The organism is Microbacterium sp. HMWF026, assembly GCF_003061325.1.
Classification (GTDB): domain Bacteria; phylum Actinomycetota; class Actinomycetes; order Actinomycetales; family Microbacteriaceae; genus Microbacterium; species Microbacterium testaceum_E.
Map to the genome: position 1 here is coordinate 1 of NZ_QAJB01000185.1, position 1993 is coordinate 1993.

The following is a 1993-nucleotide window of genomic DNA, read 5'->3' on the forward strand; positions in this document are numbered from 1 at the left end:
TCGAGGTCCAGCGCGGGCGGACGTGGAAGGGGAAGATTTGCGTCGTCAGGAACGATGCGAGTGCGGCACCGTCGATGCCGGCCGGATCCATGCGCGCGAGGGTGATTCCCATCCGCCCACCGTAGACAGTCCCGGCACAGACGCGCTGTCTAGGCTGGAGTGAACGATCCGTTCTTCTGAGGAGCCCACCATCTCGACTGCCTCGACCTCCATGTCCACCCGTGCGATCCGCACCGCGTCGTTGTCGATCGCGGGGATCGGTGCCGCCGTCACGATGGGCGCCCTCGGCCCCTGGTTCACCCCGGTCATCCTGTTGGTGGCGACGGCGGGTGCGCTGCTGGTCATCTGGCGCGGGGGCGGTGCGGTGGTCGGCGCGCGCGCGGCCGTTCCGGTGCTCGCCGTCGTGGCGGTGTTGACGGTCGCGGCGCTGATGGGGCTCGCCGGCATCCTCTCCTCCGCGTGGGTGTGGGCGTCGCTCGGCGCCTACGCCGTCGCGTGGGGCGAGTACCTCGTCTCGCAGACGGTCGCCCGCTCCCGCGTCTGAGCAGGGCCGCGTCAGGCCGCAGTATCCAGACGCTTCCGGCTGAAACGCCGAACGGACCCGGGTGCCGAGGGCATCGGCATCCGGGTCCGTTCGGGGGTTCGCTCAGACCGTCGCGAGCGTCGATCGCCAGCCGAGGGCGGGAGCGACGTGCTTCGCGAAGTTCTCGACCAGGCGCAGGTTGAACTCCACGCCCATCTGCGAGGGGATCGTCAGCATGAGCGTGTCGGCGCTCATCACGGCGGCGTCGTTCTGCAGCTGCTCGACGAGGACGTCGGGCGTCGCAGCGTACGTCTTGCCGAACGTGGAACGCATGCCGTCGATGACGCCGATCTGATCACTGCCGGCCGAGCCCGAGAAGTACAGCTCGTCCTCGGCCGTCACGATCGGGAAGATGCTGCGGCTGACCGATGTGCGCGGCTCTCCCGCGTGGCCGGCCTCGCGCCAAGCGGCGCGGAAGGCGTCGAGCTGCTGCGCCTGCAGCAGGTCGAAGGGTGTTCCGTCGGCCTCGGTGAGCAGCGTCGACGACATCAGGTTCACGCCGAGTCGACCCGCCCACTCCGCCGTCGCGGTGGTGCCCGCACCCCACCAGATGCGATTGCGGAGCCCGGGGGAGTGCGGCTCGATGCGCTGCAGCCCGGTGCCGCCGCCGAAGGGGCTCATCGGGTCGCGCTCGGCCAGGCCCTCGCCGTCGATCGCCCGCAAGAAGAGGTCGAAGTGCTCGCGGGCGATGTCGGCGCCGCGGGGGTCCTGCGAGCCGGTGTATCCGAACGCCTCGTAGCCGCGCTGCACCGTCTCGGGTGACCCACGGCTGACGCCGAGCGCGAGCCGGTTGCCGCTGATCAGATCGACGGATGCCGCCTCCTCGGCGAGCATGAGCGGGTTCTCGTACCGCATGTCGATGACCCCCGTGCCCACCTCGATGCGCGAGGTGCGGGCGGCGATCGCCGCGAGCAGCGGCATGGGAGCTGCCTGCTGACGCGCGAAGTGGTGCACGCGGAACGAGATGCCGTTCACGCCCAGGTCGTCCATGCCCTGGGCAAGGTCGATCGCCTGGAGCATCGAGTCGCCGGCGGACAGGTGGTGCCCGCCGCCGAGGGGGCCGTAGTGGCCGAATGAGAGTGTGCCGAAGGAGCGCATGCGGTGTTCAACACCGCCCCGTTCGATCTATTCCCGCGCATGTACCGAGAACGGCCCCGGGTCGGCCGGGGTGTGGAACCATTCTGAGAATGGACGACGGCGTGCGCGACGAGCTCGAGCGGCTGCGTGCGCGGGCCTACGGACCGGACGCCGACCTCGCCGACGACCCCGTCGCGTGGGACCGCCTGCGCGAGCTCGAAGAGCAGGTGCGGTTCGCGGCGATCGCGCCCCCGCCCGCCCCGGCCTCTCCTCCGCCCGCGGGGCCCGTGGCATCCATCGATCCTGAGATCGAGGACGACGATGATGGCGGGG

At 70.6% G+C, this 1993-nt stretch carries 2 protein-coding genes and 1 pseudogene; 2 read left to right on the forward strand and 1 reads right to left on the reverse strand.

Annotated features, from left to right (window positions below; translation table 11 throughout):
* Positions 1–211 precede the first annotated feature (211 nt).
* The gene (locus tag DBR36_RS07830; protein ID WP_108318315.1) at positions 212–544 is read left to right on the forward strand and encodes a hypothetical protein; all 333 of its coding nucleotides are present in this window, start codon (positions 212–214) and stop codon (positions 542–544) included.
* A 102-nt stretch (positions 545–646) separates the two neighbouring features.
* Here DBR36_RS07830 and DBR36_RS07835 read toward each other — a convergent pair whose 3' ends face one another.
* Positions 647–1681: an LLM class flavin-dependent oxidoreductase gene (locus DBR36_RS07835; RefSeq protein WP_108318316.1), complete on the reverse strand. Its 1035-nt coding sequence runs from the start codon at positions 1679–1681 to the stop codon at positions 647–649.
* Between the two features lie 89 nt (positions 1682–1770).
* On the opposite strand from DBR36_RS07835, the pseudogene DBR36_RS07840 reads away from it, so the two are divergent.
* Positions 1771–1993, forward strand: a pseudogene (locus DBR36_RS07840) (hypothetical protein); the annotation flags it as partial.